This is a genomic window from Rhizocola hellebori, from assembly GCF_016862955.1.
Classification (GTDB): Bacteria; Actinomycetota; Actinomycetes; order Mycobacteriales; family Micromonosporaceae; genus Rhizocola; species Rhizocola hellebori.
Genome location: NZ_BONY01000042.1, coordinates 1 through 24985, shown reverse-complemented (window position 1 = coordinate 24985; position 24985 = coordinate 1). Strand labels below are relative to the sequence as shown.

The following is a 24985-nucleotide window of genomic DNA, read 5'->3' as shown; positions in this document are numbered from 1 at the left end:
GGGTGCCCATCCGGGCTGGGAGACTTCGGCTGTGATCAGCTCCTGGACGATGGCCGTCGGTCGCGGCGACCTGTCGCGTACCACCCTGGTGGAGAGCTCGCTGCCAACGCTGGCCGACGGCGAGGCCCTGCTGCGGGTGGACCGGGTGGGCCTGACCGCCAACAACATCACCTATGCCGTCCTCGGCGAGGCCTACCGCTATTGGGAGTTCTTCCCGCCCACGGCAACCGGTTTGGGCCCGCAGTGGGGGCTGCCGCCGTTGTGGGGCTTCTGCGAGGTGCAGGCCTCGACCGTGGCCGGGGTGGAGGAAGGCCAGCGGCTGTTCGGCTACCTGCCTTCCGCCTCGCATCTGGTGGTGCGGCCCGGCCGGGTGGACCACCAGGGCTTCCGCGACATCCGGGAGCACCGTGCCGCGCTGCCCTCGCCCTACAACGTCTACCGGCTGACGACCGGCGACGCGGCCTACGAGGCGGCGCGCGAAGACCTGCTGATCCTGTTCCGTCCGCTGTTCTTCACCTCGTTCATGCTCGCCGACCACCTGGCCGATCACGGCTTCTACGGCGCCCAAGTGCTGGTGTTGTCCTCGGCGTCGAGCAAGACGGCTTACGCGGCTGCGGCCGAGCTGCGCGGCAAGGGCGCCCGGGTGGTCGGTCTCACCTCGCACGGCAACGCCGACTTCACCCGCGGCCTGGGCTGTTACGACGAGGTGCTCACCTACCGGCAGGTGGACCAGCTCGACAAGCGGCACGCCGCGGCCTATCTAGACCTTTCCGGCCGGCCGGAGGTGCGGGCCAGTCTGCGCGACCATCTGGGTGGCCAGCTCGTCGCCGACCTCGCGGTCGGGCTCACCTCCCAGATTCCCAATGCCGCCAGCGCCTCCGGGGTGTTCTTCGCTCCGGATCAGATGCGCAAACGCACCCAGGACTGGGGCCGGGAGGGCTTGGACGCCCGCTTCAGCGAAGCCTGGCACCGTTTCTGCGCCACCGCGCAGCATTGGGTGGACGTGTCGGTGGGGCATGGGCCACAGGGTTTGCGCGCGGCCTGGCTCGAGGTGCTGGGCGGCCACACCCCACCCCGAAAAGGCCACGTGATCGCTTTTTAGAAGAGGGTCGGCTGCTGTGCCGGGCCGGGCTCGGGAAGCGGCTCGAGCTCGGGCACGCGCGAGCGCACCTCGTCGTGAAAGCGGCGGGAAAGCGGTAGCGCGTCAGCGTTGTCGGGGGTGTGGATGAACACCGTCGGCGAGCGGCCCTCGCGCAGCCAGGCCGCCACCGTGTCGATCCAGGGCTGCCAGCCCGCCACGGTCTGCTCGGTGGCGTCCCGACCGAGATAGCGCACGATCGGCCGATCGGTCAGCGCCACCGATCGGCGTGGCATGCGCGGTTTCTTGGCCCACGCATCGCGTTCGGCTTCGCTGCCGGGAGGGCTGGCGAAAAAAGCTATGGTGTCAAAGGGAATCCACTCCGCTGCCGCTTCGTTGAGCACGCTTTCCAGAAGCTGAGTCGCTGCAGGGTCGTCGAAGAACGCGCGATGGCGAACCTCGACCGCGTACCTGTACTGCTTGGGCAGCCGGCCCAGAAAACCGGCCAGGGCGGGGACGTCGGCCGGGGTGAACGATCCCGGCAGCTGTAACCAGAGCGCATGTGCGCGCGGGCCGAGCGGCTCGATCGCGGCCAGGAATGCCCGAAGCTCGTCATCGATGCCCATCAGCCGCTTTTCGTGCGTGATCGGCTTGGGCAGCTTGATGACGAAACGAAAGCTCGGATCGGTCTGCTGCGCCCAGGAAGCCACCGTGTGGCGAGCGGGCGTGGCATAGAAAGTCGTGTTGCCCTCGACCGCGTTGCACCATTCGGCATAGGAGCGCAGGCGCTCGCCGGCCGCCAGCGGATGCGGCAGAAAGCGTCCCTGCCATGGCTTGTGGGTCCACATCGCGCAGCCCACGTGCAGGCGCGCCGAACTGACGCCGGTCATTGGCCGGGCGGCGACTGAGGCAGCTTGGTCTTGCCCCGCTTGACCGGAGCCGAGGGCGGCGGCACCATCGGCCCGATGTCCCCGTCGGGCGCCTCGTCCAGATCGACGACGACCGGGGCGTGGTCGCTCGGGCCGGTGCCCTTGCGCGCCAAGCGATCCACCCAAGCCGCCTGCACCCGGCCGGCGACCGGGGCCGAAGCCAGCACCAGATCGATGCGCATGCCCAGGTCTTGGTGGAACATCCCGGCGCGATAGTCCCAGTAGGTGAACACGCGCTTGTCCGGCCAGCGATCCCGGATGACATCGCGCAACCCGAGCGCCTGCAGCTGCGCCAGCGCGTCGCGTTCCGGTGCGGTGACGTGGGTGTGCCCGACATAGGCGGCGGGGTCGAACACGTCGGCGTCGGCGGGGGCGATGTTCACGTCCCCGCAGACGATCGCTTCCTTGGGCCCCGCGGCGACCTGCTCGCGCAGTGCGGCCAGCCAGGCGAGCTTGTAGTGGTAGTGGTCGGAGTCGGGGGTGCGCCCGTTGGGCACATACACCGAATGCACGCGGATCCCGCCGCACGTCGCCGACACCGCCCGCGCTTCGGGATGGGGAAACCCGGGCCCGTCGGGTATTCCGGCGACCACCTCGCCCAGCCCCACCCGGGACAGGATCGCCACGCCGTTCCATTGTGCTTCACCGTGTACGGCGACCTCGTAGCCGCGTTCCTCGAGTGGCCCGCCGAGCAGCTCGCGGAAAGCCGCATCGGTCAGCTTGGTCTCCTGTAGGCACACCACATCGGGCTGCCGCTGGTCGAGCCAGGGCAGCAGCCGGGGCACCCGCTGCTTGGCCGAGTTCACGTTCCATGTCGTCACCCGCACCCGACCGACGATATCCCGAAGGTGTGAATCCGCGCGGAATCCTGTGTCCTATTCGCACGAAAAGCTGACTATGGTATCAAGGTCAATGATCAGGCGGGGGTGATCGAGTGCCGTCGACGAGAATCCGGTCCTACCTGGCGCCCGTGCTTACCGTTCTGCTGCCGGTAGTGGGAGTGATCAGCACCGCGCTGGCGGCCGAACGCACCGGATACAGCCAGGTCGCTCTGGTCGCGGTGGTCGTCATCACCACGGCCGGAGCGTCAGTGCTTGGCGTGCGCCGGGATCGGCAGGCCGCGCGGGCCAAGGAACAGGCCGTCGTCGCCGTGGCGAACCTGAACACGGCCGTGACCGCCGGTGGGCAGCCATTGGTCAATGTCCTTGGCCGCGTTCTGGGTGAGCGGTCCGAGGCCCGGCTGGAAGGAATGGTCGACACCCTGCGAGAGGTCGCCATCACCGGCATCATGGCCCAATGCGGCCGCAGCGATCGGGCCGCCAAATTGCGCAGCGCCTACTACGCGCTTCGCGGCGAAGGGCTCGAGCTGATCGGGGACTCGGTCGGCCGGGCCGCGGTGCGGCCGCCGCGCCGGTTCTTCAGGCCCAACGACAGCCGGATAGCCCGCCGGGTGATCGAGGTGGCCGGCGGCGCCAGCGTCATCCGGCTTCCCGATGTCGACCTGGCCTCGCCCGACGAGTTCGAGGACTATGTGGGACGAATCTACCGGTCGGTGATCGCCGCGCCGGTGCGCGCCGGTGACAGAAGCTTCGGCTTGCTCGTGGTGGATTCCGACCGTCCAAACTCACTGACCGAGGCGGACGCGGAATACGTGAACCTGGTCGCGGGGATCCTGGGGGCCGGCTACGCGCATCAGCGGGTGATAGCCGAAATCAAGAAGGACGCGCACCCGACCGGGATCACCATTGCTCCGCAGCCCCGTATGGAAGGAAGTCCGGACCATGTCTGAACAGCCGATCGAGCCGCCCATCGGCCAACTGCGCAGCGTTTCCACCACGCCCACCCTTTCCGACGAGGGCCGCCGCCTGATCGAGGGCGAGCTGAACCGGGAGAACTACATCGAGCGCAGCCGTCGCCGCGCCGAGACAGCGGCCCTGATCGCGGTCAACGCCGAGATCGCGCGGCACGGCGCTGTTCCAGCGCTGATCGCGTCACTGTTCGTCGGCGGCTCGATCGCGGTCGCCCTGCTGGCACAGCAGGCGGGGGCGGGATGGGCGTTGGTGGCCGGTCTGGGCGTGATCGGTTCGGCTGTTCCGCTGGCCGTCCTCACCGTGCGCGAAACGCGCAGCGGCAGTTTCTAAACCACCGGCGAAATTTCGACATGTATTGACTTCTATCTGAGTCGACACCTATGGTCTCTGCACTAGCTCCGCAATGAAACGATTCAATCACCCGAGCACCTCGGCGAGGGTTCACCGCGCATCTGCCGGTGAGCTCTGCTCGGGCCATCCTGACGTCCCCAGGAGTTGTCATGCCACAACCACTGCCAAGGCGACGCCGGCGCTGGCTCGCCACGGTCGTCGCCTCGCTTACCGCCATCGTTTCGGCGATCGCCGTCTGGAGCGTGCCCTCCCAGGCCGCGACACCGGTCAGCCTTTCCGGCGCGCGCTGGATCTGGTACCCGGAAGGGTCTCCCGCCACCAGCGCCCCCATCGCCGACAGGTACTTCCGCAAGACCTTCACCGCGCCCGGCGGCTCGATCGGGGAAGCCCAGCTCGTGATCACCGGTGACGACACCGTCGACGTGTGGCTCAACGGGATGCCGCTGGCCTCCTCGCCGCGCGTGGCCGACTCGTGGCGCACCGGCCTCTACACCGACCTACAGGCGGCCCTGAAACCGGGCGCTGCCAACGTGTTGGCGGTGGCCGCCCGCAACACCACCGTCAGCCCGGCGGGCATGATCGGGCGGGTCCGCATCGTGGGCTCGACCACCTCAGAGTTCACCACCGACGGTTCCTGGAAAGCTTCGCAGACCCCGGCCCCGGGATGGGAGCAGCCCGGCTTCTCCGACAGCGCCTGGCCGGCCGCGGCCGACCTCGGCGGCTACGGCATGGCGCCGTGGAACTCCGATGTGGCCACCCCCGACAACGTTTCGGCCTCGCCGCTGACCGTCGCCTCGGCCACCACCGAACACCGGGCCAACCCGCTCGGGGTCGACGCGGCCCAGCCCCGCTTCGGCTGGAAGCTCAGCTCCGCCGCACCGCAGCAGCGCCAGGGCGCCTATCAGGTGATCGTGGCGAGCACGAGTGCGTTGGCGGGCAACAACACCGGTGACGTCTGGGACAGTGGCCGGGTGCCGGTGGCCACCTCCGTCGACGTCGCCTATGCCGGGCCGGCGCTGGTGTCGCTGCGCCGCTACTTCTGGCGGGTCCGCGTCTGGGACAGCCAAGGCCGCGCCGGCGCCTGGAGCGCCACGCAGACGTTCGAGACCGGGCTGCGAACGCCGTCCACTGAGTGGCAGGGTTCCTTCATCGGGCAGCCGTCCTCGGCGGCAGGGCTGACCGGGGCGACGTGGATCTGGTACCCAGAAGGAGATCCTGTTGCGGGTCTGCCACCGATGACCCGCTATTTCCGCAAGACGTTCACGCTCGCCTCGGCACCCGCATCGGCCACCCTGGTGGTGACCGGCGATGACACGGCTGACGTGTGGGTCAACGGCGTCGCGGTGAGCACCTCGCCACGGGTCACCGACTCGTGGAAGCAGGCCGCAGCGGTAGACCTGAGCGGCCGCCTGCAAGCGGGCACCAACTCGATCGCGATCGCCAGCGAGAACACCACCCAGTCCCCGACGGGCGTCATCGCCCAGCTGACCGTCGCAAGTGGACCGACCATCAACACCGACGCCAGCTGGCGGGCCTCGCAGACCGCTCCCGCGGGCTGGCAGCAGACCGGTTTCAACGACAGCGCCTGGGCCGCCGCCCGCGCGCTGGTCGGCTACGGCAGCGGGCCGTGGGGCGCCAACGTCGTGGTGGCCAAGGTTTCCCCGTTGCTGCGCAAGGGTTTCACGGTCAGCAAACCGGTGGCCTCGGCCCGCCTGCTCACCACCGCGCTCGGCCTGCATGAGACCCGGCTCAACGGGGCGAGGGTCGGCGCCGACGTCCTCGCGCCGGGCTGGACCGACTACAACAAACGCCTGCAGTACAAGGTTTTTGATGTGACCGGGCAGATTCAGCAGGGTGCCAACGCGCTGGGGGCCTGGCTGGGCAACGGATGGTACTCGGGCAGCCTGGGCATGGCCGGAGCACAGCGCTACGGCACGCAGCCGTGGTATTCGGCCGACCTGCGCATCACGTTCACCGACGGCACTGGCATGGTCGTCAAGACCGACAACACGTGGAAGACCGCGCCCGGCCCGATCCGTTCCGACGACCTGTATCTGGGCGAGCAGTTCGACGCCCGGCGGGTCATCGCGGGCTGGGACTCGGCGAGCTTCAACGACTCGGCGTGGGCGGCCGCGGCCGTGCGCTCGGGCACCATGCCGAATCTGGTGTCGCAAGTGGACGCCGGAGTCACCGTGCAGCAGCAGATCACGCCGATCGCGGTGACCCAGCCGCAAGCCGGGGTATGGATTTTCGACCTGGGCCAGAACTTCACCGGCTGGAACAGGCTGCGGGTCAACGGAGCGGCCGGCACCACGATCACCATGCGCCACGGCGAGGTGCTCAACCCCAACGGCACCCTCTACACCACCAACCTTCGCAACCCCTCGCTCGCCATCGACCGGTACACGCTGGCCGGCACCGGCGGCGAAGAGGTCTACGAACCGCGGTTCACCGTGCACGGGTACAGGTATGTCGAGGTGACCGGATTCCCGGGCACCCCGACCGCGAGCGCGATCACGGGACTGGCCGCGTGGACCTCCGGCGCCCAGCTGGGCACGCTGACCACCTCCAACTCGCTGATAAACCAGCTGCAGCGCCTGATCCTGTGGGGCCAGCGCTCCAACATGCTCTCCATTCCCACCGACTGCCCCAACCGCGATGAGCGTCTGGGATGGACCGGGGACATCGCCTCGTTCGCGGCCACCTCGACCTTCAACGTCGACATGTCGGGCTTCCTGGACAAGTTCGCCGACGATCTGACCGATGCCCAGCGCAGCAACGGCGCTTTCACCGACACCGCACCGGATGTGTGCTGCGGCGCGGGCACGGCCGGCTGGGGCGACGCCGGGGTGATAATCCCCTACACGCTTTGGCAGCGCTACGGGGACACCAAGGTGGTCGCCGACCACTTCACCGGGATGACCCGATGGGTGGACTACCTGCGCAGCACCGCCGCCGCGGACCTGATCCGCGATCAGGGTGGTTACGGCGATTGGCTCAACGTCAACGACGACACCGCCCGCAACATCATCTCCACCGCGTTCTTCGCCCACGCGGCTCGGCTGGTCTCCGAAATGGCCGCCGCCACCGGGCATCCCGCCGAAGCCTCCAGTTACGGCACCCTGGCAAATCAGATCGCCGCTGCGTTCACGAGCCGCTTCGTCAGCGGCGACGGCACGGTGGCCGGTAACACGCAGACCGGTTACGTGCTGGCGCTGGCTTTCGGGTTGCTGCCGGCCAATCTGGTGCAGCCGGCGGTGAACAAGCTGGTCGCCAAGATCTCCGCCTCCGGCGGGCACCTGAGCGTCGGGTTCCTGGGCGTGGAGAACCTGCTTCCGGTCCTGGCCGACAACGGGCGGGCCGACATCGCCTACCAGATCCTGCTTCAGCCCGGCTTTCCCGGCTGGGGCTACATGCTCAGCCGTGGCGCGACCACGGTCTGGGAACGCTGGGACGGCATCCGTACCGACGGCAGCTTCAACGATCCCGGCATGAACTCGTTCAACCACTACGGGCTCGGCTCGGTGGGCGACTTCCTCTACCGGCAGGTCGGCGGGCTCGCCGCGGGCAGTCCGGGGTACCGGTCGCTGATCGTGGCGCCGAAACCCGGTGGTGGTCTCAGCTCGGCGCGATCCGCCCTGCAAACCCCCTACGGTCAGGCGATCAGCGACTGGACCAGCTCGGGTGGGGTTTTCACGCTGCGGGTCACCGTCCCGGCCGGGTCGTCGGCGACGGTCCGGGTTCCGGCGGCCTCGGCCGCGGCCGTGACCGCGCCCGCGCAAGCGGTCGCGTTCGGCTACAGCGCAGGCGCCGCAAGCTATTACCTGCCCGCCGGTAGCTACACCTTCACCGCGCCGGTCTGACCGGTCACGTCCGCGCCGGCCTTCCCCATGGGCCGGCGCGGACCCGTGTTCAACTGCGGCCGGTTGTGCACAGCCGCACCCTCGGGTATCCATGCAGCAAGAGATCGATGTTGATGTATTGGAGGGCGAATCATGTTCAGTTCAGCCAGAATGCGCCGGGTACTGGTAGCGGTTCTGATGGCCGCCGGAGCGTTCGCGGGCTTCGCCGCGGCGGCCACCCACGCGGGCGTCAGCACGGATCAGGCCACCTGCTGGCCGACCAAGCCGGGGTGCGACCAGTAGCGGGCCAGACCTGGAAGTAGGGTCTTGGAGGTGACTGATCCTGTGCGGGAGCATCGCCGAGCCGACTGGTTCGAGCTCTTCTTCGATCTGGTCTTCGTGGTGATGGTGGCCGTGCTGGCCCATGGACTGCACGGCGATCCGGGCTGGCGAGACTTCGGTACCTTTCTGGTGCTGTTCTTCCCGGCCTGGTGGGCCTGGGTCAACCTGATGCTGTCGGTGAACCTGTTCGGCTCGGAGTCGACCTGGAACAGGATCACGCTCGTCGTCGCCATGCCCGGGCTCGGGTTGATGGCGGCCGCTTCGCCGGAAGGGCTGGGGGAGCGGGCCTGGGTCTTCGCGCTCGGCGCGGCGTGGGTGCGGGTGGCCATCTTCGCCCTGTGGTGGCCGCAGGTCGGCAAGGCCCGCTGGGAGCTTCCCGCCTGGCGGCCGATCACCTACTGCCTTGTCCCCGCTGCGGTGTGGACGGTTTCCGCGTTTGTCCCCGGATCGGCCCGGTTCGTCCTGTGGGGGCTGGCGGTCGGCATCGAGGTGCTCCTGCTGTCCATCGGCACCGGACAATCACGACAGACCTACAGCCTGGTCTCCGCGGAGCATCTCATCGAGCGGATCGGCCTGTTCATCGTGATTGTGCTCGGGGAGAGCGTGTTCGCCGTCGTCACCGGGCTCTCCGAGCACTTCACGGGCTCCTCCGCGACAGCCGCCCTCGGCTCGTTCATCGTGGTGGCCCTGCTGGCCGTCACCTTCTTCCGCTGGAGCACCCCCAGCGCCGAAAGGGGTTTCGCTGCGGCGCAAGCACAGGATGCCCGTTCGAACATGCGCGAGGCGGTGATGTACTTTCCGTTCCTTCTGATCAGCTCGATCACCATGCTGGCGGCGGCGCTCGGGACAGCCGTCGCCGAGCCCGATCACCATCTGCCCGCGGGAAGCGTGGCCGGTCTGGTCGGTGGCATCGCGGGCTACTACGCGATCAGCGGCCTGATCGCCCAGCGCCTGGGCGAATCGTGGCATTCCCTGCTTCGGTGGCTTCCGGCCGGGCTCCTGCTGCCGCTGATCGTTCTCATCCCGGCGGGCCTGCTCCTGCCCGGGTGGGCGGCGACCCTCAGCGCCGGGGCTGTTGTGCTGGCCCTATTCATCAGTTCCAAGCTCACCAAGCCGAGGGTGTCACCCCCCGGCCTGGTGGCCGAGGGGTGACACCGCCCCGGGTCAGGCGATCCGATAGGCGCGGATCACGGTTTGGTCGACGGTGTTGCCGTCGGTGTCGGCAGAGCGCGCCCGCAACGAGACGAAGCCGGGCTGTGCCGGATGGGAGATGGCGGCGAACGCCCGCTGGCCGAGCCGGACCACCGGGACGGTACGCCAGGAGACGCCGTCATCGAAGGAGACTTCCACAGACAGCGAGCGCATCCGCTGCGCCGCGGAACCCAGCTGCCGCTGTACCTGGATCGGCAGGACGGTGAGCTTTCCGGCAGGCGCCGCATTCCGGTCGTCGAGGGTGGGCAGGAAACGCACCGCGGACATGGGCAGGGGCACCGACTTGCCGGCCGGAGCGCTCCGTGAACGGAACGTCCACACGCAACTGACCTTTGTGGACAGCGTGGCGGGCTCTCCCCGGGTCAGCGAGGCGGTGAGCCGATAGTCGGCCGGACCCGCCGGTACCTCGACCTGAAGCCCCGGCGCGGGTTCGTCGGCGATCACCGCGCCATTGCGTTCCAAGGTGGTGCGGAAGTCACCGGCGAACGGCTGCCCGCTCCAGTTGAGCTGGTCGTTGGTCACCGTCGGGACCAGGGTCATGGTGTCACCGCGCCGCGTCGTCCAAAGCTCCTCGAACGGGGCCGGATCGGAGAACCCCGGACCGTAAACGGCGGCGTTGCGGTTCTCCGCATACCGTTTTCCGGGCAGGAACCGCACCGGCGGGCCGAACAGGAAATTGCCCACCAGCCCGAAGGACGGGTCGATCTCGGCCAGCTCGCGCGCCCAGGCGAGGTGGTCGTCGGTGTTGTGGTACTCCAGCCTTCGGCTGGGCAGCCGCACCGCGGAGCCTAGATTGATGGGATTCGCGGTGGAGGGCAGCCCTTCCCACGACGGCCCGAATCTGGCGAACCCGTCGGCGATGCCTTGACTGGCATAGCTTGCCTCGATCGTGGCCAGGTCCGGCCATCCCACGCGTTTGGTCAGCCCGGTGAAGGCGCGTCCGGGCTGACGCCAGGCCACTTCCGCCAGGAACGGCGAATCCACCGGATCCATGTCGCCTGCGGTGTATTGCGCGGCAACCAATCCGCTCAGGTGCGGGCTGGACCGCTGCGGCGTGGCCGAACCGGAGTACACCGGGATGTCGGCGGAGTCGGCGTAGGCGAAGAAAGCGCCTATGCCGTCGGCGAAATGAACCAGGGCTGCCGCCACCATGAGCGGCCTGGCCGCCTTCGGCATCGGCATGGATATCGACACTTCCTTGGCATTGCGCGCGTCCGCCACCAGCGATCGATCGCTGTGAACCTCAATTTCGGGCTCGGCGAGCATGGAAACGTCGGACTCGGTGAACACGAGGGTCAGCACAAGATATTCACCGCGCGGCACCCGCACGGCGGATCCGTTGCCGGGCAAGCCAACCAGCTGATTCGCCTGGGTGTCGATGAGCAGGGTGTCGGAGAATTCGGCGGGCTGGCCGGAGCGATCCAGCGTCGTCAGCGACACGTTGTAGCGCTCGGGTTCCTTGTCCACGGCGAACGGGGTGACGACGGCTGTGTCGCCGGAACGGGCCACCAGGTGACCGCCATAGCGCCCGTCCGCGACGGCGACCCGGGTGTCGGCGGTGATCGTGACACTGGCGGTGCCGCCCGCGGGCACGGTGACGCTGGCCGCGGAGAGCGTGAACAGCCCGGCCGGGACATCGCCCAGGCTCAGCCCGAGGGTGACGCTGGAGCTGCCGGAGTTGGCATAGCTGACGGTACGCGACACCGGCACGTCGTCCGCGTGCGGCCAGCTCTGCAAACCGAAGCTGACACTGGCCGGGCTGGCCAGCACCTGCTGCGTGATGGCCTTGGCCACGTCGACCCGGCCGGCGCCCTGTGCGTAGACACCGGTGCCGGGTTGGGGCTGTGCCGAGCCCATGAGCGCGGATTTCAGCTGCGCCGCCGACCAGCCGGGGTGCTGCTGAGCCAGAATGGCTGCCGCTCCTGCGCTATGGGGACTTGCCATCGAGGTACCAGACAAAGCAAGCCGAAGCGCGCCCGGCTCGCCAAGCGCGGCGTCCTTGCTGCGAGCCGCCACGATGCCCACTCCGGGCGCGGTGAGGTCGGGCTTGAGGCCGCTGTCGCCCGAGCGCGGACCACGGCTGGAGAAGGGGGCCAGCGCGTTGTTGCGGTCCACCGCCCCCACGGTCAGGGCCGCCTCGGCGCTGCCCGGCGAGCCGATGGTGTCGTCGGCGCCGGCGTTGCCGGCCGAAATGACAAACAGCACGCCATATCTTTCGGTCAGATCGGCGACGGCAGCCTCAAGCGGATCGATGTCCGGGGAGTCCGGGCCGCCCAGGCTCATGTTGATAATCTTCGCGCCCTGTTCGGCCGACCATTGCATGCCTTCCAGGATCGCCGAATCCGGGCAGCCGAACAGCTGACAGACCTTGGCCGACAACAGATGCGCGCCCGGCGCGACCCCGCGGAAGGTGGCGTCGTTGCTGGCGATCGTGGCGGCCACATGGGTGCCGTGGCCGACCAGGTCCAGGTCGTTTCCGTCGCCCACGAAATCGCGAGCCGCGATGACCCTCCCGGCCAGATCGGGGTGGGTGGCGTCTATCCCGGTGTCCACGACCGCGACCTTGACCCCCTCGCCGGTGTATCCGGCCTGCCACGCCTGCGGCGCACCGATCTGGGGCACGCTTCTATCCAGCGTTGGTTTGCGCAGCCCGTCCAGCCATACCTTGGTGGGCGCGGCCGCCGACCTGGCCGTGGCGTTGGCGTTGGCGTTGGCGTTGGCGTTGGCGTTGGACACGTTGTGCCACAGGTCGCCCAGCGACGGCTTGGCCGCCTTGAGCGCGACGCCGCCGGGTACCGCCCGCACGCCGCTGACGGCTTTGGCGCCGCTGACCGGCGCGGGCTGACCGGTGACGATCAGCGGCAGGTCGGCGCGGCGATCGTCGTAGCCGAACTCGAGCAGGGCGGTGATGTCGAACAGCCGTGGGTCGAGCCAGCCGGCCCGCAGCGCGGGCAGCGCATCGTGTGGCACGACCCGCAGCCGCCCGGCCGCCTGAGAGACGGCGAACTGCGCCTTGCGTCCCTTACCGGGCTGGATGCGCGCGATCGACGCGGCCTGCCGCTGTCCGATCACCACGGTGACACGATCCGAGGTGATGAGGGTGACCTCGCGGATCGAGGTAGGCCCATATCGCGCTCGATCGATCGGTTGTGCCCTGCCCCCGGCCGGTCCGGCGACACCCGCTGACCCGACGGTCATCATGATGGCGGCGGCCACGGCGGCCGCCCAGATTGGTTTTGTCACGGGGAAGACACGAATTGATCAATGTCATTGGTTCCCGCTTTCGTGCGCTAGTTTGCCGTCGCCGTACGAGTCAGCAGGTTGGCCAGCGCCACCCGGTTGGTGACGCCCAGCTTGCGGTAGATGCGGCCCAGGTGCGAGTCGACCGTTCGCACGCTCAGGTGAAGCCGGGCCGCGATCGTGGTACTGGCCAGAGCCTGCCCGGCCAGCAGGGCGATGTCGCGTTCCCGTGGCGTGAGCGTGGCCTGCCAATCCCGTTGCGGCGTCACCTGAGGCAGCCGCGCCAGCTGGGCCTCGACCTGTTCGGCCAGGCGCGGTGAGCCACAGCGGCGTGCCAGCGCACCGGCCATGGCGAGCCGATCGGCGACACCGTCGGCGACCCCCGCGTCCAGGCAGGCCGAGGCGAGGATCACCTGGGTCCGGCCAAGGTCCAGCTGGCCGCCGGCAGCCAGGAAGGCCGCGGCCGCGACCTCGCCCGCGGCCAGCGCCGCGGCGGTGGCGCCCCTTGCGCTGTCGACAAGGGCGCGGGCGCGATAGGCGAAGCCGCGCCGGATGTCGGTCGGCGCTCGATCGACCGCCGCCACCGCCAGCGCGGCGTATTCGTCGGCCATGGCGAAATCGGCGTCCGCCACGGCGGAGATCGCGAGAACCTCCCACCATCGCACCCGGCGATGGATGGCCAGCTGTGGCAGCAGCGGGCCGCCCACGGCATCGAGCATGATCTGGCTGCCGTGGCCCGGCTGCCCGGCGAAGGTCAGCGCCTCGGCGTGCGCGGCCAGCGCCTGCTGTCGCCAGGTGAGGGTGGTGTTGCCGTCGTCGGCCAAGCCGGCCGCCCGTTCACCGGCCGCGACACTGAGCCACACCCTGTCCGACGGATGTTGCCACAACAGGGTATGGGTGCGAAGCGCGGCGGCGAGCGTCTGCATGGCGACCACCCCGGTCTGCGCGGCCAAAGGCTCGGCCTCGTCGAGCACCTCGCTCGCCTGATCGAGCCGCCCGAGGCGGAACTCCAGCTCCGCCACGGACTTCAGCAGGCTCGGCAGCACATGCCGCTGCCCGGTGCGGCGGGCCAGCCGCAGCCCGCGATCGAGGTGACGCCGTGCGTCGGCGAGGTGGTCGAGCAGCAGCTCGCTTTGGCCCAGCAGGCGCAGGCAGTCGATGTCTTGTACCGCAACGCTATCCGCCATCGCATCGACCAGGCTGGCCGCCGCCGACGCCGCTGCCCGGGCGCCGGTGATGTCACCCAGCGCCGTCCTGGCCCACGCCGCGCTGCCCAACGCGACGGACTCCTGCAACGGCTTGCCCGCGGCCCTGGCCATCCGGGCCGCCTCGGTGGCGAGGCGGTCGGAGTCGGCGTACTCCGCACATTCAGACGCGATTGCGCTGAGCTCGAAAAGGCCGACCCCGCGAGCGGCCGCCGAACCGGCCGCGGTCAGCCCGGTACGGATGACCGCCGCCGCCTCCCTATACCGGCCGAGCAGCCGCTCGATGCGGCCCGTGTGCATGGCCACGTCATTCCTCTGATGCGTAGAGGCGTGGGCCAGCTTGAGGAACGTCGAGCGGCTGTCGTCGAGGCGGCCCAGATGCAGCCGCGCTTTGGCCAGCAACAGCTGGGTCTCGGGCCAGTGCGGGTGGTTGCGGGTGATGCGGGCCTCGGCCGCCTCCAGCCAGCCGGTGGCCGCCGCCGGATCGGTGCTCAGCGCCTGCCGCGCGCCCAGTGCCAGCGTCAGATGCCGATCGGGGTGTGCCGCGTCGATGGAGTTGGCCACGTGCCGGGCGCGCATGATGGCCGGTGCGCCGCGGCGCTCCAGCTCGCGGTCGGCGCGCAGATGCAGCTCGCCTCGCTGGCTGACGGTGATGGTGTGATAAGCCGCGTCGGCGAGGGTCGGGTGGCGGAAGGCCAGCAGCGGCCCGGGTGACCCGGCCCGGATGATGTCCGCGGACACCAGCTGGTCCAGCGCTGATCGCGCCGGGGACGGATCCAGCACGGACACCGCGAGCAGGGTCTCGGCCAGGAACTCCCCGCCGATCACGGCAGCCGCCTGCGCTGTGGCGAGCTGCTCCGGCGGCAGGGCGGCCAGCTCGGCGAAGAGCTGTGCCGAAGCGGCGTCGCCGGTGTCGGCGAGCACCCTGGCGTAGAGCGGAAAACCTTCCGAGCCACGATGAACCGCTTCGAGATCGGGGCGGTGGCCGATCAGGCGGCCGGTTTGCGCGAGCGTGAGCGGGCACAGCCGCTTGGCCCCAAGATGCGCCGAGGTGCGGTAGAGGATCGCCGTCAGCGGCAGCGGAAGCTGGCGTGGCCGGTACGCCACGGCGAGCAGCAGGGGACCGGACGTCAGCTCGAGGAGGCGCTCGATCATTTCGACCGCAGCCTCGCCCTGGCCGTGGAGATCATCGATGAGCACGGCCGCGGACTCGTTACGGCCGCGCATGGTGAGCGCGAACTCGACCAGTTCCTCCAGCTTGCCGCAGCGGTCCCCCAGCACGGCAAGGCCGGCCTGGCGCACCTCCCGCGACAAGGCGTGCAGCATGGTGGTCTTGCCTATCCCCGGATCGCCCACATATCCGCGAAAGGCCCCCCGGCCCGCGACGAGTCCCTTGACGACCGATCCGATGTCGGCCAATTCCTTTTCACGCCCAACGATTTCCGTTTCGCCGGCAATGACAGACAAGACGCCACCTCCCCAGACTGCGCTTGCCAAGCATTCGGTGCCGCGGAGCCCGTGGATGGGCCGGGAACGGCGTGGCCGAGGTCACAGCATGTCGGCATGCCGACACCTGGGTCGCTCAGCCGACGCCGTAGAGCGGATGTAGAGCGCCTTCGACCAGCCTTGGAACCAACCGTCCCTGGCATTGCGGGCGAACGACGCCGTTCCGGTCTGCGAATCGCGGACACGCTCTGGGGAGACCGGCCGGCGCCGGGAGCCCGCAATCAATCCTTTAAGGTCTGCAGCGCCTGTTCGGCGGCCGTGACCAGGCGCGCGTACTCCGATCCCGCGGCCTCGTCCCAGGCGGTCTGTGCCGCCTCGATGGCCTCCGCCGTGCGGCCGAGCGCGTGCAGGGCCCGGCTGAGCTCGATGAGGGCCGCTATCCGCACCGTCGGCACGGTGCGCAGCTGGCGGGCCCGGTGCAGATGGTCCAGCGCCGCCGCGGGCCGGCCCGTGCGCACCATGAGCCTGCCGAGCTGAAGCGACACTTCGGCATCGGTCGAATCGTCGCCCGCCTGACGGGCCAGGCTGAGCGCCTCGTCCAGATGCGCCGCGGCCTGCGGGTAGCGCTCGTGTTCGATCGCCACCGCCCCCAGCCCGGCCCCGCACTTCGCCCGGCCGGCCCGATGACCGAGCTTTTCGAAGATCTGTGCGGCCTCGGTGAACCGCTGCGCCGCCGGACCGGTCTCGCCGCGGGCCAGCTGCACCTCGGCCAGAATCACCGTGTTTCCCGCCACGACCACGGGCGAGGCGGGCGCGGCCACCCCGAGCTGGGCGTGGTGCAGGGCCTCGGTGAGCATCCCGGCCAGCAGACAGATGGAGGCGATGAGGCCGTGGATTATCGCCTCCCGGGCCGAGCCCAGGGCATGTTCGCGTTCCAGCTTCAGCATCAGCTGGGTACGGGATAGGGCAGAAGCCAGCTGGCCCAGGTCCCGTTCGGCGCGGGCGGCGTTGACCAGCGCGCTGACCTGTGCCTCTATCCAGCCTGCGGGCTCGGCCAGCCGGGCGGCCAGGTCATAGTGCTCACGTGCTTGCTCGTCGCGGCCGAAGACGAAGTGGTACCAGCCCAGGTTGAGGTGGGCGGCGGTGAGCGCCAGCGGGTCGCCGGTCGCGGTGGCGGCCTGCAACGCGGCCGACGCGGTGCTGAGCCAATCGCTGCGATGCGCTGCGTGCCAAAGGAATCCGCGCAGCGCGTCGGGCAGGCGCCAGGCGTAGCCGGGCAGGCCGGCTTCGGGCGCCACCTTGACCGTGGCGACGAGATTGCGCCGTTCCGTTTCCAGCCAGCGCCGCGCGTCGGCCGCGTCCTTCCACACTGTCTTGACCGAGCCGGGCAGCAGCGGCAGCTCGGGGATGGTGATCCTGGAGGCGGCGCGAGCGTTGGCCAGGTACCAGCCGAACAGGCGATCCCGGGCCGTGCGCAGCTGTTTGGCAGTCTCGTCGGCGACGGCCTTCTCGGTGGCGTAGGCGCGGATCAGGTCGTGCATGGCGCATCGTCCATTCGCGACGGTGTCGACCAGGTGCGCGGCGATCAGGCCGGCCAGCTGCTCCTGCGCCCGCGACAGCGACGACCCGGCCAGCCGGGCCACCGCCATGGCATCGAAGTCCCCTCCCGGGACCAGGGACAGCAACCGGAACACCCGCCGCTGCGCACTATCCAGGCGGGCGTAGGAAAGGTCGAAGGTGGCCCGGATGGCGGTGTCCGGATCGCCCGTGATGGCCAGCTCGCCGAGCCCGGCGCCGTCCTTGAGATCGGCGGCGTAGCGCCGCACCGGCAGCTCCGGCTCATCGCGCAGCCGGGCGGCGGCGATGCGCAGCGCCAGCGGCATGTGGCTGCACCGGTCGGCCAGCTCCGCCGCCTCCTGCGGGCTCAGGTGACGGTCGGGCAGCAGACGGCGCAGCAGGCCGGCCGAGTCGCCGGGCTCCAGGCTGTCCAGCTCGATCTGCGCGGCGTCGTGGGTCGCGGCCAGGCCGCTCAGCCTGTCCCGGCTGGTGACGAGCACTGTCACCGTGGTGCCACCGGGCAGCAGCGGCCGGACCTGGCCCGCGTGGGCGGCGTTGTCGAGCAGCATGAGCATGCGGGCGCCGGCCAGCTCGGTGCGTAGCCGTGCCGCGGCCTCGTCCTCTCGGGTGGGGATCTGCTCGCCCGGTACCCCGAGCGAGCGCAGAAAACCCGCCAGCGCTTCGGCTACCGGCACCGGTGAGCCGGGGGAGAAGCCGTGCAGGTTCACATACAGCTGACCGTCCGGGAACTGGCCGCTCTGGGCGTGCGACCAGGCCACCGCGAGGGCGGTCTTGCCCACCCCGCCCCGGCCGGTGACGGCCACTATCCGGCCCGGCTGCGCGGCGGCGTCCAGCTTGTCCAGCTGTCGTTCCCGGCCGGCCAGGGTGGCCGGGGCGAAGGGCAGCTGGGCGGGCGAGGGACGCGACAGCCGCACCGGCTCAGCGGTCGCCGCATCGAGGTCCAAAGTCGGATCCGCGGCAAGGATCGCCTGGTGCAGGCGCTGTAGCTCGGCGCCGGGCTCAAGCCCGAGGGTCTCGGCGAGCTCGGCTCGGCATCGCCGGTAAAGCGCGAGCGCGGCCTGCCGGTCACCACTTCGGTGCAGCGCAAGCATCAGGATGCCGGTCAGCCGTTCCCGCAACGGATGCTGGGCCGCCAGCGGGGTCAGCTCGGCGGCGACCGCCGCGTGCTCGCCACGGGCCAGCTCGAGGTCGGTGACCGCCTCGATGCCGTTGAGGTATTGGTTGACCAGGCGGATTCGGGTTCCGTCCACAAAGGAGCCGGTCGCGTCGGCCAGCGGCTCGCCCGACCACAGCGCCAGCGCCTCCCGGTAGCGGGCGATCGCCTTGGTGGTATCGGTGCAGGAGCGGGCCTCACGCAACCCGGTGGCTTGGTCGAGGGCGTCGACGCAGTCGCGGGTGGCCCGCAGGATGTAACCGAACCGGCCGCTTTCGACACAGTCCGGCGCGCCCCACTCCAGCAGCTGCCGCCGGATCGTGGACGCATAGTCGTGCACGCGGGTGCGCGCGGTCTGCGGCGCCTTGCCACCCCACAGGGCCTCGATCGCGCTTGGCATCGACACCGGTTCCCCGGCGTGCAAGGCAAGCAGAGCAAAGAAACCCCGGACCTGAGACCGTGGCAGCGTATGGCGTTGGCCGCCGACTGCGACGGTCACCCGACCGAGCAGCTGTATCCGCATCAGGCAGTGTAAATGATTTGTTGTTGCTCGTTATCGCGGTGGTCGCGCACATACCAGCTGCCCGCGGTGCGTGCCATAATGCGAGGACGTGCTCCGGGGTCGGTGAAATTCCGAACCGGCGGTGATAGTCCGCGACCCGACCGCAGCCAGCGGCCGGTGGACCTGGTGAAATTCCGGGACCGACGGTGAAAGTCCGGATGGGAGGCAGCACGCGACGGCCGCGACCGGCCGCCTTGGCGCATGCTGTTTGCGCCGCAGGCGCCGGTGCGCATCGTCATGTGCCCCGGAGTTCAGCCATCTGAACGGAAAGGGCCCCCTCGTGAGTGTTCTGGAAAGCCTCTTCGACGCACAGTTGTCGATCTTCGGTCAGTCCATCCTGTGGCGTGAGGTGGTCGGCAACGCCTTCGGTTTCGCCTCCGCCATCGGCGGGCTCCGCAGGCGGGTCTGGGCCTGGCCGGTCGGGATAGTCGGCAACGCCCTGCTGTTCACCGTCTTCTTCGGGGTGGCTTTCGCCAACCCGCAGCACACGACGCTGTTCGGGCAGGCCAGCCGTCAGATCTTCTTCATCGTGGTCAGCATCTATGGATGGTGGCGGTGGGCGTCGCTGCGGCGCAGCCAGGAAGCGGCCGCCCCGGCGATCACGCCACGCTGGGCCAGCCCGCGGGAAAGGCTGGGCTACCTGGTGGCCTGGGTTGCCGGTGTGGTTGCCGCGCAGCAGATCTTCGTCTGGGTGGGCGTCGGATTCGCCGCTCCAAGCTGGTACTACTGGTGCGACGCATGGATCTTCATCGGGTCGATGGCGGCGACCTATGCGATGGCGCGGGGGTGGAACGACTTCTGGCTGATGTGGCTCGCCGTCGATGCGGTCGGCGTGCCGCTGCTGGTGAAGTCGCACTTCTATCCGTCGGCGGTGCTTTACCTCATCTACGGCGCTCTGGTGGTCTACGGCTTCACAGTGTGGCTGCGCTCATCGCGGACCGCTGCGGCGCCCGCCCCCGACCGGGTGCCCGATCAGCTGCCCGCCCCGAGCTGAGCCGCGTGGTCGCGGGCGAAATCGGCGATCGAGCGAGGCTGCCCGCCGGTCACCGCGGCGAAGTCCGCGGTGGTGTAGTCGCCCCACCCGCCGGCGTAGGCGCGGCCGTATTCATTGCCGCTGACCTCCGCCACCCATCTCGGAAAACCAGCTTGGACCATGGCATTAACCGAATCTTCAAATCCCATTTGTTGTACGGCAAAAGGCCTGCCCAACTGTGCGGAAAGCGTCGCCGCGACCTGCGCCATCGACACCGACTCCGGGCCGGTGATGGGGTAGGTCCGGCCGGCGTGCTTCTCGGGCGCCAGCAGCACCACAGCGGCGAAATCGGCGATGTCGCGGGTGTCGATCGGGCTGATCCGCCCGTCGCCGAGCGCGTGGTAGAGCACGTCGCCGGCGACCGCGCCGAGCAGATTCTGCATGAAGAAGGCGGGCCGCACGATGGTGGCCGGGATCGCCGAGGCTAGAAGCTCCACATCGGACAGTGCGTGCAGCCGGCCGTTGCGAGTCGGCGCGTCGTGCCCCGCGCCGATCGCGGAGAGCCGGACGATGTGCTTGACGCCGGCCTGTTTCGCCGCCCAGAGGGCGTTCGAGCTGGCGTGCGGGGCCAGCGGGCCCATCGCGTTGAGCAGCCACAGCGTGTCGACGCCCGCGAACGCCTCGGTCAGTGAGCCCGGCTCCTCGAGGTCGCCGATCGCGATCTCGACACCGGGCAGCCGGGGCGCCTTCGCGGCGTCGCGCACCAGGGCGCGCAGCTTCACCTCTGTCTTGGCGTGCAAGGCTTTGAGCAGGTCGCTGGAAACGGTGCCGTTGGCTCCCGTGATCAGAATCGTCATACGGTTTAAGCTAGAGTCACGATTGGTGATAGTCAAGATTAGTGACTATCAAAAACAGTGACTATTGCTGTGAGGTGGACCACGTGCGACGCAGTGCGCGGAAGCAGGCCGATCCCGACCTGGGCATCCTCAGCAGCCGTCTCCTTTTCGCCGTGCAGAAGGCGCTTTACGAGGGGATGGCCCAGGAGCGCGGAAAGAGCATCGGCCCCCGGCACGGGGCCGTGCTGGCCCACCTTGACGAAGACGGCAGCCGGGCCACCGATCTCGCCCGCCTCTCCGGGCAGCACAAGCAGGTCATCGGCACGCTGATCGACGAGCTGGAGGCGGCCGGATATGTGCGCCGCGAGCCCGACCCACAGGACCGGCGCGCCAAACTGATCGTGCCCACGGCGCTGGGTCTGGAGAAAATGCGCAGGTCGGACGAGATCGTCGAAGCCCTCGAGCAGGAGTACGCAAAAGTTCTTGGCGCACGGAACTTTGCGACCTTCAAGCGGCTCTTCAGGACGATCACCGAGGCGGCCGAGCCGGCCGAGTGATCAATTGACCGTTTCCGATAGCGTGGGCGAAGTTGGCCCATCCGGACCCGGATCGGCGCCGAACTGCAGTACAGAGACGGCACGAAGGGGGCGTGTTATGCGGTTTCGGATGCTCGGTCCGCTACGGGTACGCCACGATGCCGGCTGGGTGCCGGTAAAGGCCGGCCAGCAACGGGTGGTGCTGGCCACGCTGCTCGCCAGCCGGGGACGCGCGGTGGACACGCTGCAGCTGATCGAAGAGGTGTGGGGCGATAGGCCGCCGCGCACCGCGATGAACACGGTTCAGGCCTATGTGATGCGGTTGCGGCGGCTGGTCGGCGAGGGCGTCCTGATCTCCCGCGACCACGGCTACGAGCTGGTGGCCGAGGCGCAGGACGTGGACGCGGCGGTCTTCGAAAGCCTGGTGGCCGCCGGCCGCGACGCGCTCGGCAGCGGGCAGCCGGAACAGGCCGCGCGGCAGCTGTCCGAGGCGCTCGGGTTGTGGTGTGGCCCGGTGCTGGCCGATGTGCCGCAAACCCCGTCGCTGACCGCCTGGGCCGCCCAGCTCGAGCTGGCGCGGCTGGCCGCGCAGGAGGACCGCACGGCCGCCCTGCTGGAGCTGGGCCGCCATGTGGAAGTGGTGGACGAGCTCTACCCGCTGGTGGCCGAGAATCCGTTGCGGGAAAGGCTTTGCGCCCATCTGATGCTGGCGTTGCACCGGTGCGGCCGCCGGGCGGAGGCCCTGGAGGCCTATCAGCGTGCGCGGCAGACGCTGGTCGATGAGCTCGGCCTGGAGCCCGGCTCGCAGTTGCGTGAGATCCAGCGGCTGGTACTGGCCGACGAGCAGCCGGCACCGGCCACCTCACCGTCGCCGGTCCCGGCGCAACTGCCCGCCGACGTGCTGGCCTTCACCGGTCGCGACCAGCAGCTCAAGCAGCTCGATTCGCTGCTGCTGTCGGCGGACAACCCGGCGGGAACGGCCGTGGTCATCTCGGCGCTGGCCGGCGGCGCCGGGGTGGGCAAGACCGCGCTGGCCGTGCATTGGGCGCATCGCTATCGGGACAGGTTCGCCGACGGGCAGCTGTTCGTGAACCTGCGCGGCTTCGAGGACACCAAGAGACCTCCGGTGAGCCCGTTGGAGGCCCTGGCCTGGTTCCTGCGTGCGCTCGGGGTGCCGCCGGCCCGGGTACCCTCCAATGTGGAGGAAGCAAGCGGCCTCTATCGCACCCTGCTGACGGGCAAGCGGGTGTTGGTGGTGCTGGACAACGCGCGCGATCCGGATCAGATTCGCCCGCTGCTGCCGGGCAGTCCGGGCTGCCTGGCCCTGGTGACCTCGCGGGAGTGGCTCGGCGGGCTGGTCGCCCTCTCCGGCGCGGTGTCGCTGCGCCTGGAGGTGCTCACCGACGAGGAGGCGCACGCGCTGCTGAGCCGCCTGCTGGGCTGGGATCGGGTCCAGTCGCAGCCGCAGCTGGTGGCCGAGCTGGCCCGGCTGTGCGGCAACCTGCCGCTCGCGCTGCGCCTGGCCGCGGCAAACCTGTCCGCCCGCCCGAACATTGCTATTGGTGAATATGTAGCCGATCTGCGCGGCGACCGGCTGGGCGCGCTGCAGGTGCAGGGTGGCCCGCCGGTCGGGGTCCGGGCTGCCTTCGATTTGTCTTACGCGGCCATGCCCGACCCCATCCGGCGGCTGTTCCGTCTGCTGAGTCTGGCACCGGGTGCGGAGGTGACCGCGCCGGCCGCGGCCGCGCTCACCGGCGGCGATCCGGCGCAGACAGCCAAACAGCTGCACCGGCTCGCCGCCGCGCATCTGATCGACGAGCCCGCGCCCGGCCGCTACGCGCTGCACGACCTGCTGCGCCAGTTCGCCGCCGAGCGGACAGCGATCGAAGAGCAGCAGGAGCCGCGCCGGGCCGCGGTGAGCCGGCTCTACGAGCACTATCTGCACCACGCCGTCGCCGCCGCGAACCTGGCCTACCCACAGGTCGCGCGGCTGCGCAGCGACCCGGCGCCGACCGCCGGGTTCGGCGATGCCGAAGAAGCATTGGTGTGGCTGGACAGCGAACGCGCCAACCTGGTCGCCGCCGTCCGCGAGGGGGTGAGCAACGGGCTGGCCGGGCCGGCGCTGCGGCTCGCCGACGCCATCCGCGGGCACCTGCATCGCCGGATGCACCTGGTGGAGTGGGAATCGATCGCCCAGGCCGGGCTTGCCGCGGCCACCGAGGATGGGCAGCCGCAGTCGCTGGCGGCGGCCCGGCTAAGTCTGGCCATGTTCGGTGCGGCGCAAGGGGATTACCGGCAAACCCTGGACCAGGGCTCGCAGGCGCTCGGCTATGCGCAGCAGGGCCGGTGGGCCGACGGCGAAGCGGCCACCCTCAACGTCCTCGGCATCGCCCACGCCGAGCTGGGAAACCTCGACCACGCCGCGGACTTCTTCGGCCGGTCGCTGGCCCTCGAACGCGCCGCCGACCGCCCGGTCAACCAGGCCGTGCGCCTGGGCAACCTCGGCAATGTGGAGCTCATGCGCGGATCGCTGGCCGAGGCCGTCGACCATTACACCGAAGCGCTTGCGCTGCACCGAAAGCTGGGCTCGGCGACGGGTGAGGCGCTGGCGCTCGACCAGCTCGGCCTGGCGTACCACTCCCTCAGCCGGCTCGACACCGCGCTGGGGATGCTCACCGAAGCGCGCGGCCTGCTCACCACCATCGGCTTGCGCACCTACGAAGCCGGCACCACCAGAGCACTGGCCGCCGTGCACCGCGACGCGGGCCGCCACCGCCAAGCCCTTCATCTGGCCGAGACCGCGTTGATCACCGCGCGCGACCACGGCGATCGCAAGGCGCATGCCGACACCCTGCTCACCCGCGCCAGCATTCGTGCCTGCATAGGCCACCTCGCGGCCGCCCTCGACGACTACCGCCAGGCCGGAGAGGTGGCCCGCGACATCGGCCATCGCTATATCCACACCCAGATCCTGATCGGCCAGGCCCACGGCCACCTGCTCGACCGCGACCCGCAGGCGGCCGCGCAAGCCGCCGACACCGCCGTGACCCAGGCCCGCGAGGCAGGATATCGGCTCCTGTTGGGTCAGGCTCTCACCATGCTGGCGGCCACCCAGCTCGCCAGCGGCGAACCCGGTGCGGCCCTCGACACGGCGACGCAGGCACTCGCCCTGCACCTTGCCACCGGGCATCGGCTGGGCCAGGCCCAAGCTAGGGCCATCGCCGGGCGGGCCGAGCAGGGGACCGAGGCGCAGTCCCACCAAGCCGTGGCGCAGGGGCTTTTCGCCGAGATCGGCGTCGACCCGTTGCAGCACACCGCCGGTCTGCTCGGCAGCGACCGATAACGATCTGTCCACAAGCGACTATCAGAGCGGATCCGGGAGCAGCACGGTCGGCAGCTCGCAGCCGGGATGCAGGCGCAGCAACTGATAGGCGACCCCGCTCGCGCCGAGCACCAGGCCGGGCTGGAACACACCCCGGGTCATCCCGGTCACCGGGCCGTGCGACTCGATGCTGGCCACAATCTCGGCGGCCGCCCGCTGCGCGGTTTCCTCCGGCGCCAGCCCCACCCGGGCCGCGCGGTGCAGCAGCTCCCAGGCCCCCAGGTCGCCGTGACACAGCGAATGGTGGTGTCCCAGACCCGCCAGCGACATGACGGCGGCCGTGCGCTTGACCAGCTCCGGCCAGCGCGGGTCGGGGTCGCGTGGCAGCAGATCGGCGGCAACGATCCCGATCCCGACCGCGCCATGGCACCAGGCCTGCATGAAAGTCACGTGATCGGGCTCGCGCAGATCCCGCCAGCCCAGCCGATCCGGGTGATAAAGCGTTTCCTGCCAACGGAATGCGGCGTCAGCCAGATCCGCGACCCAGTCTCCCACGGCACCGCCTGGGG

16 protein-coding genes and 1 riboswitch are annotated in these 24985 nt (G+C 69.8%); of the genes, 9 read left to right on the top strand and 7 right to left on the bottom strand.

Annotation, left to right across the window (positions count from 1 at the left end):
• Nucleotides 1-31: 31 nt before the first annotated feature.
• The gene (locus Rhe02_RS29635) at nt 32-1102 is read left to right on the top strand and encodes a DUF2855 family protein (protein ID WP_203911693.1); all 1071 of its coding nucleotides are present in this window, start codon (nt 32-34) and stop codon (nt 1100-1102) included.
• Here Rhe02_RS29635 and Rhe02_RS29630 read toward each other — a convergent pair.
• On the bottom strand, nt 1099-1968 hold the full coding sequence (locus Rhe02_RS29630) for a DUF72 domain-containing protein (RefSeq protein WP_505973681.1): 870 nt from the start codon (nt 1966-1968) through the stop codon (nt 1099-1101). The genes Rhe02_RS29635 and Rhe02_RS29630 overlap by 4 nt on opposite strands.
• The gene (locus Rhe02_RS29625; RefSeq protein WP_203911692.1) at nt 1965-2834 is read right to left on the bottom strand and encodes an exodeoxyribonuclease III; all 870 of its coding nucleotides are present in this window, start codon (nt 2832-2834) and stop codon (nt 1965-1967) included. The genes Rhe02_RS29630 and Rhe02_RS29625 overlap by 4 nt, the downstream gene beginning before the upstream one ends.
• Before the next feature lie 107 nt (nt 2835-2941).
• On the opposite strand from Rhe02_RS29625, the gene Rhe02_RS29620 reads away from it, so the two are divergent.
• The 5 genes from Rhe02_RS29620 to Rhe02_RS29600 all read left to right on the top strand — a co-directional run bounded on the left by Rhe02_RS29620 (nt 2942) and on the right by Rhe02_RS29600 (nt 9505).
• A complete protein-coding gene (locus Rhe02_RS29620) occupies nt 2942-3796 on the top strand; it encodes a GAF domain-containing protein (protein ID WP_203911691.1) in 855 nt (284 codons plus the stop codon).
• Nucleotides 3789-4148 carry a hypothetical protein gene (locus tag Rhe02_RS29615; protein ID WP_203911690.1) on the top strand — a complete coding sequence of 120 codons (360 nt, stop codon included), beginning with the start codon at nt 3789-3791 and terminating at the stop codon, nt 4146-4148. The genes Rhe02_RS29620 and Rhe02_RS29615 overlap by 8 nt, the downstream gene beginning before the upstream one ends.
• Nucleotides 4149-4318: 170 nt before the next feature.
• Entirely contained in the window at nt 4319-8032 is a 3714-nt protein-coding gene (locus Rhe02_RS29610) for a family 78 glycoside hydrolase catalytic domain (RefSeq protein ID WP_203911689.1), read from the top strand.
• A gap of 132 nt (nt 8033-8164) precedes the next feature.
• Nucleotides 8165-8314: a hypothetical protein gene (locus tag Rhe02_RS29605; protein ID WP_203911688.1), complete on the top strand. Its 150-nt coding sequence runs from the start codon at nt 8165-8167 to the stop codon at nt 8312-8314.
• Between the two features lie 30 nt (nt 8315-8344).
• Nucleotides 8345-9505 carry a low temperature requirement protein A gene (locus Rhe02_RS29600; protein WP_203911687.1) on the top strand — a complete coding sequence of 387 codons (1161 nt, stop codon included), beginning with the start codon at nt 8345-8347 and terminating at the stop codon, nt 9503-9505.
• 12 nt (nt 9506-9517) lie between these two features.
• Here Rhe02_RS29600 and Rhe02_RS29595 read toward each other — a convergent pair whose 3' ends face one another.
• The 3 genes from Rhe02_RS29595 to Rhe02_RS29585 form a co-directional block, all read right to left on the bottom strand.
• On the bottom strand, nt 9518-12808 hold the full coding sequence (locus Rhe02_RS29595; RefSeq protein ID WP_203911686.1) for a S8 family peptidase: 3291 nt from the start codon (nt 12806-12808) through the stop codon (nt 9518-9520).
• Nucleotides 12809-12855: 47 nt separating this feature from the next.
• Complete coding sequence (locus Rhe02_RS29590) at nt 12856-15477, bottom strand: LuxR C-terminal-related transcriptional regulator (protein WP_203911685.1); 2622 nt, start codon at nt 15475-15477, stop codon at nt 12856-12858.
• Nucleotides 15478-15737: 260 nt separating this feature from the next.
• Nucleotides 15738-18710 (bottom strand): AfsR/SARP family transcriptional regulator, encoded by a 2973-nt coding sequence (locus tag Rhe02_RS29585; protein WP_203911684.1) that lies wholly within the window; start codon nt 18708-18710, stop codon nt 15738-15740.
• 85 nt (nt 18711-18795) lie between these two features.
• A riboswitch (FMN riboswitch) is annotated at nt 18796-18924 on the top strand.
• Nucleotides 18925-19029: 105 nt separating this feature from the next.
• Here Rhe02_RS29585 and Rhe02_RS29580 point away from each other — a divergent pair.
• The gene (locus tag Rhe02_RS29580; RefSeq protein ID WP_203911683.1) at nt 19030-19743 is read left to right on the top strand and encodes a nicotinamide mononucleotide transporter family protein; all 714 of its coding nucleotides are present in this window, start codon (nt 19030-19032) and stop codon (nt 19741-19743) included.
• Here Rhe02_RS29580 and Rhe02_RS29575 read toward each other — a convergent pair.
• Nucleotides 19722-20579 (bottom strand): SDR family oxidoreductase, encoded by an 858-nt coding sequence (locus Rhe02_RS29575; protein WP_203911682.1) that lies wholly within the window; start codon nt 20577-20579, stop codon nt 19722-19724. The genes Rhe02_RS29580 and Rhe02_RS29575 overlap by 22 nt on opposite strands.
• Nucleotides 20580-20662: 83 nt before the next feature.
• On the opposite strand from Rhe02_RS29575, the gene Rhe02_RS29570 reads away from it, so the two are divergent.
• Together Rhe02_RS29570 and Rhe02_RS29565 are read left to right on the top strand one after the other, a co-directional pair.
• Nucleotides 20663-21115, top strand: a complete 453-nt coding sequence (locus tag Rhe02_RS29570; RefSeq protein WP_203911681.1) for a MarR family winged helix-turn-helix transcriptional regulator — start codon at nt 20663-20665, stop codon at nt 21113-21115.
• 97 nt (nt 21116-21212) lie between these two features.
• Nucleotides 21213-24437 carry an AfsR/SARP family transcriptional regulator gene (locus Rhe02_RS29565; protein ID WP_203911680.1) on the top strand — a complete coding sequence of 1075 codons (3225 nt, stop codon included), beginning with the start codon at nt 21213-21215 and terminating at the stop codon, nt 24435-24437.
• Nucleotides 24438-24458: 21 nt separating this feature from the next.
• On the opposite strand, the gene Rhe02_RS29560 is transcribed toward Rhe02_RS29565, so the two are convergent.
• On the bottom strand, nt 24459-24985 hold a 527-nt coding region (locus Rhe02_RS29560), incomplete at its 5' end, for a lanthionine synthetase LanC family protein (protein ID WP_308442030.1).